This is a genomic window from Lactobacillus sp. HMSC08B12 (assembly GCF_001808415.1).
In the GTDB taxonomy this organism is placed as follows: domain Bacteria; phylum Bacillota; class Bacilli; order Lactobacillales; family Lactobacillaceae; genus Lactobacillus; species Lactobacillus delbrueckii.
Genome location: NZ_KV793107.1, coordinates 1 through 4246, shown reverse-complemented (window position 1 = coordinate 4246; position 4246 = coordinate 1). Strand labels below are relative to the sequence as shown.

The 4246-nt window shown below is 43.4% G+C and carries 5 protein-coding genes; 4 read left to right on the top strand and 1 reads right to left on the bottom strand.

Annotated features, from left to right (window positions below; translation table 11 throughout):
• The 4 genes from HMPREF3168_RS01115 to HMPREF3168_RS01105 all read left to right on the top strand — a co-directional run.
• Positions 1 to 238, top strand: a 238-nt coding sequence (locus HMPREF3168_RS01115) for an IS3 family transposase (protein WP_231524816.1), incomplete at its 5' end; no start/stop codon positions are given.
• A 122-nt stretch (positions 239 to 360) separates the two neighbouring features.
• Complete coding sequence (locus HMPREF3168_RS01110; RefSeq protein WP_016396085.1) at positions 361 to 1896, top strand: ClC family H(+)/Cl(-) exchange transporter; 1536 nt, start codon at positions 361 to 363, stop codon at positions 1894 to 1896.
• A gap of 104 nt (positions 1897 to 2000) precedes the next feature.
• Positions 2001 to 2156, top strand: coding sequence for a hypothetical protein (locus HMPREF3168_RS10230; protein ID WP_002878290.1), 156 nt, complete (start codon positions 2001 to 2003; stop codon positions 2154 to 2156).
• Between the two features lie 112 nt (positions 2157 to 2268).
• Positions 2269 to 3168 (top strand): ATP-binding protein, encoded by a 900-nt coding sequence (locus HMPREF3168_RS01105; RefSeq protein ID WP_016396088.1) that lies wholly within the window; start codon positions 2269 to 2271, stop codon positions 3166 to 3168.
• Positions 3169 to 3188: 20 nt separating this feature from the next.
• Here HMPREF3168_RS01105 and HMPREF3168_RS01100 read toward each other — a convergent pair whose 3' ends face one another.
• Complete coding sequence (locus HMPREF3168_RS01100; protein WP_070488042.1) at positions 3189 to 4034, bottom strand: helix-turn-helix domain-containing protein; 846 nt, start codon at positions 4032 to 4034, stop codon at positions 3189 to 3191.
• Positions 4035 to 4246 lie beyond the last annotated feature (212 nt).

The following is a 4246-nucleotide window of genomic DNA, read 5'->3' as shown; positions in this document are numbered from 1 at the left end:
TCAGAGTATGTCCAGGCTAGGCAACTCTCTTGACGATGGCCTAATGGAGGGCTTCTTCGGTATTCTTAAGCGGGAGATGTTCTACGGCCAAGAACATAAATACAAGGACCTAAATGAGCTTGAGCAAGCTATTCACAAATATATCGATTACTACAACAACGTACGAATCAAAACAGGACGAAAAAACATGACCCCGATTGAATATCGGAATCATGTTTTAACAACCTTAACGGCATAATACTAATTCGTCCCAATTTTGGGGGTCACATCACGATTGGGCAGTTTTTTTATTGCCATTTTACAAGCTCTTGAAAATGTTTTATGCTTTTTACATAAGATAAAAAGGTGGGCAAGTTATACATGGAAAATTATGAAGATAGAAAAACGCGGTCGGCTAACCTCCGCCTCCTCTTTGAGGCCCTGGTTGTTGGCCTGGTTTCCGGCGTGGTCGTAGGCAGCTTCCGCTGGCTGATTGGCGAGACCCTGACTTATTGGAAAAAGCTTTACCAGCTAGCCAGCCAAAATCCCCAATATTTTGCCCTCATCGCTGGGCTGCTGCTCGCCAGCATCCTGATTGCGGGCTTCTTAGTCAAGCAGCAGCCTCACGCGGGCGGGTCTGGTATTCCAGAAGTTGAACTCCAGCTGCAGGGCAAGCTGCGCCTGTCCTGGTGGCCAATCCTCTGGCGGAAGTTCATTGGCGGCGTTTTGTCGATCGGCTCTGGCCTCTTTTTGGGCCGGGAAGGTCCGTCAATCCAATTGGGATCAACTGTCGGTCAGGGCGTAGCGCAGGGCTTCAAGGCGTCAAAAACGGACGCCCGCGTGCTCTTAGCCACTGGGGCCGCCAGCGGTCTGTCAGCCGCCTTCGGTGCGCCGATGGGCGGAGCGATGTTTATTGTGGAAGAAGTCTTCCATAACTTTTCGCCTCGCGTCTGGCTGAACGCCTTGGCCGGCGCCATCATGGCCAACTTCGTGGTTTCCAACGTCTTTGGCCAAACCCCGGTCCTGGCCATCAGCTACAACCACTCCTTCCCCATCCTCCAGTACTGGCATCTGCTACTCCTTGGCATCTTCCTCGGCTTGGTAGGCCGCTTTTACCAGTGGGGATTGTTCAGTTTTAACAAGTTTTATGAAAAAATCCCCCTTCCGCGCTGGCTGCACGGGCTGATTCCAGCTGCCATCCTAATTCCGATCATGTACTTTTACCCGGACTACGTGGGCGGGGGTAACACCTTGATCTTGGGCCTGGACCAGATCCACGTAACCAAGATCCTGGTTATGATCTTCCTCTTGCGGATTGCCTTTTCCATCGTGTCCTATGACTCAGGCCTGCCTGGCGGGATTTTCTTGCCGATTTTGACCATGGGGGCCTTGCTTGGCGCTATTTACGGTCACTTTATGGCTGATCTGGGCTTATTAGACCAAAAATTGGTCGTCAACTTGGTGATTTTTTCCATGGCGGGGCTGTTTGCGGCGATTGTTCGCTCGCCTTTTACCGCGATTATGCTGATCGCAGAGATGGTGGGGTCGCTCCTGCACCTGATGCCGCTGGCAGTGGTGTCGGTGATGGCCTACATTACCAATGAACTGGCTGGCGGGGAGCCGATTTACGAAAGCCTAGCAGGCCGGATGCAGACCAAGGAAGACAACGACTATGTCGGGGAAGCCGACCAGCTGACCTTTTCCGTCTTTGAGGGCAGTCAGATGGCTGGCAAAAAGATTAAGGAGATCGCCTGGCCGGATCGGACCCTGGTTAAGGTTATCCACCGGGGGCAAAAGGATATCATCCCGGACGGCAACACCCAGCTCGTAGTGGGCGATTTGGTCGTTTTGGAACTGGATGAAAACCAGCGCGGCGTCATCTATGATGAAGTGGCTAGGTTACAGAATGAAAAGTAGATATGTAGAAAAAGGCTGCTCAGAGAGCAGCCTTTTTGATTGTCTTTTGAACGATTTTTTACTAGAATCAGAGGGAATTATGGACAAGAAAGGGAAGGTTGAGGATGATGTTTATCCATGAGGAAACAGGATACGATCTTTGGTCAGATCCTGCATATGACTATTTGGACTATGAGGAATTACTGACTGAAGAATATAAGGATCTAGGATATAATCCTAGAAATGTAAAAGCGGTTGGTAAGGAAATAGAGCTTGATTGATTTTCGCGCGCGTGTAAATCAATCGTAAAATTTTGCACGTCATTTACGGTTCAATTTTACGCGTATTTACGACCGAATTTCACGCGTAAAGCAATCTGGAGGCGACAAAGTCATGTTTGAAAAATATCTTGATTGCGAAAGTTTGCTAGCTGAGAATCAAGACTTGACCTTTGACTACTTCGAAAAGTGGGCTAAGCGGGAGATTGGGCTGGAAAATTTTAGCCAGGATATCTTAAGAATCTTGAATTTATATGATGACGACCTTGGCTATAATCAAGTGGCTGAGCTTTTATCTGATCAAAACTCATTTCCGGGCATTGAACTTATCCACTTTGGTGACAGCATTAATGTAATCACCAAGCGAGCAACGTTTGACCATGAATCGGTTCTCAAAGAGCTAGATGATACTGTGAACGTCTTTTTGGACTACTATAGCTACGAAGAAATTTCCGGGATGACTAGAAAAAAGGTCTTTCGGATCCCCGAAGAAGCCTTCAGAGAAACTGTAGCCAACGCCTTGATGCACCGGACTTGGGATATTCCGGCACAAATTCGAGTGATGATGTTTGATGACCGGATTGAAGTCACGTCACCAGGTGTCTTGCCAGCGGGACTCTCAGAAGAGGAGTACTCGCGTGGCAATATTTCGATTCTTAGAAACCCGATCTTGGGGAATATTTTTTACCGTCTACACATCGTTGAAACACTGGGCACAGGAATCTTGCGGATTCAGGAGGCATATAAAGATAGCGAGCGAAAGCCGATTTTTGAGGCTTTTGCTAATTCGGTCAAGGTAACGTTGCCGGTACAGGGACAGGTTGAAATGACGTCGGTTGAAGGATTGGCATATGATACTTTGAGTAAAAATATCTTGAAACCAATAGGCGAAATTACAGATGCGTTGCCTTATAGCCGCTCCAAAGTCTCTAGAATTTTGAAGGATTTGATTGCTAAAAATCTTGTCGTCAAGGTTGGCAACGGCCGCGGAACCAGGTACAAAAAGCGGACATAAGCAACAAAGTGTATATAATACTAAGAATTTAGTTTTAAAAGAGCCCAACCAGATAGTAGATCATTATATAGGTTAGGTATACCAAGGACTTTTGCAGATTCTAGAAATCTTTTAATCGGTTCAGAATTACCGTCTTCTCTATAGTGAATAAGTAGTTCGAGAAAATTGACTTTTACTGTAATGCTTAAGTAAGGCTCCGTATAGGAAAGCTCTTTAATTCTGGCTAGAAGAAGTTTTGATTTTTTGAAATCTGTTTTAACTAAAATCAACGAGTTGTTGATTATCGTATTCCAAGCCTCTAGATAAAATTCAAAATTTATGTTTTCTAAGTAGACTATGTCTTCAATTAAACTGTTAATTAATTGGAAAACAGTGTTATTTGGAAGAATAAAACCAGAATTACCAAAAGCTTGAATGGTCGATAGGTTCCAATGGTTGTTTTGAGTTAGAAATAGTTTTAAGTCCTGTTGATCTTGAGGAGTTAGATAGTTTTTATTTTTTATGTCGAAAAGAACATTTGCGGCAGCACTTGCGTGAAACAGATAATCCACGTTATTCGTATGATGGTAAGCCGCAATATTTTTTAGAAAAATTCGATATATACTTATAGAATCTTTCTCACTATAAAGTAAAGAAAGATTTTTTAGAAAATTGTTAGTCTCATTATTTTCAGGAATTGTCATTGCTATAAATTCTTGTGGTGAGACATTTATTCGATTCAAAAGAATAATTAATTTATTGAGAGATATATCACTTAAACCATTTTCCCAACGTGAAAGTTGAGATGTTGAAATTACATCTTTAGATATAGCTTCCAATGTAATATGTTTACTCTTCCTTAATTTTTTGAAAACTTCGCCAAACATATTTTTAACGTTCCAAACAATACTGTACTTTTTAACAAGGCTATTGTAGCCAATATAGAATATCTAAATCAAATAAAAAGCAAAAAAGATTTTATTCGCCAATTGCAAGAATAAATTGAACACTTACCAATAACATCTGGTAGATTTTGACTACCTGTGTCGATAAATATGGTCAAGCTCTATGTCAAAGCACTCTTCTGGAGTCTTGTAGT